Source organism: Mesorhizobium sp. M2C.T.Ca.TU.002.02.1.1 (assembly GCF_003997225.1).
The window spans coordinates 1-926 of the sequence record NZ_RZTO01001329.1 but is presented as its reverse complement, the minus strand read 5'-3'; the positions used below and the strand labels follow the sequence as shown (position 1 = coordinate 926).

The following is a 926-nucleotide window of genomic DNA, read 5'->3' as shown; positions in this document are numbered from 1 at the left end:
ACCTTGCCCGCCGCACCCGCCTGCTTCAGCCCGGTGATGGCGCCGATGGCTCCCTGGTCGTTGGTCGAGAAGACGCCCGCGAGATCGGGATGGGCCGAGAGCGTCGAGGTGATGATCTCGGCCGCCTTCTGCGGATCGTCGCTCTGATATTGCGGCCCGAGATATTCGATGCCGGGATATTTCTTGAGCTCTTCCTCGAAGCCGGTAGTGCGCGCATCCTGGGCGGCGGAACCGGGTGGCTGCGTGATGACCAGGACCTTGCCCTTGCCGCCGAGCAACGTGTTCATCGCGTCGGCGCCAAGCTTGCCGCCCGCCTCATTGTCGGTGAGGATCTGGGTCTGGACGAACGAGCTGTCGCCGATCGTCTGGTCGATGGTGATCACCTTGGTGCCGCGATCGCTCAACTGCTTCATCGGCGCGATCAGCGCCTGCATATCGGTCGGGACGATTGCCGCGACGGCCGGCCCGGTCGCCGTGACGGCGTTCACGACCGGCACCTGCGAATCCGCCGCAAACTGATCGGGCGCCGAGACCGTCAGGTCCAGCCCAAGTTCCTTGGCCTTGGCCTTCGCCCCGCAGGCGAGCGCCTGGTAGAAGGGGCTGCCCTTGACACCGAGCACCAGCGCCACCGATTTTTCGGCGGCATTTCCAGGGCCCGCGCAGACCGATGCGGCCAGGGCGGCGGTTGCAAAAAGCAGATATTTCTTCTTCGTCATTTTTATTCTCCTCTGGTTGTTGGAAGGCACTTTTTTCTCAACCGCGTTCTCGCGCGCGCCGTTTGAGCTGGTCGATCCAGACGGCGAGGATGAGCACGGCGCCCATCGCCACCGTCTGCCAGAACGGGGGGATGCCGAGGATCACGAAGCCGTTGAGCAACACGATCGGGATGAACACGCCGATCACTGTCCCGGCGATGCTGCCAATGC

The 926-nt window shown here is 63.9% G+C and carries 1 protein-coding gene; it reads right to left on the bottom strand.

Annotated elements, in window-relative coordinates; all coding sequences use genetic code 11:
- The coding region (locus tag EOD07_RS35890; RefSeq protein WP_127238475.1) for an ABC transporter substrate-binding protein at window positions 1-716 on the bottom strand (716 nt) is incomplete at its 3' end.
- Window positions 717-926 lie beyond the last annotated feature (210 nt).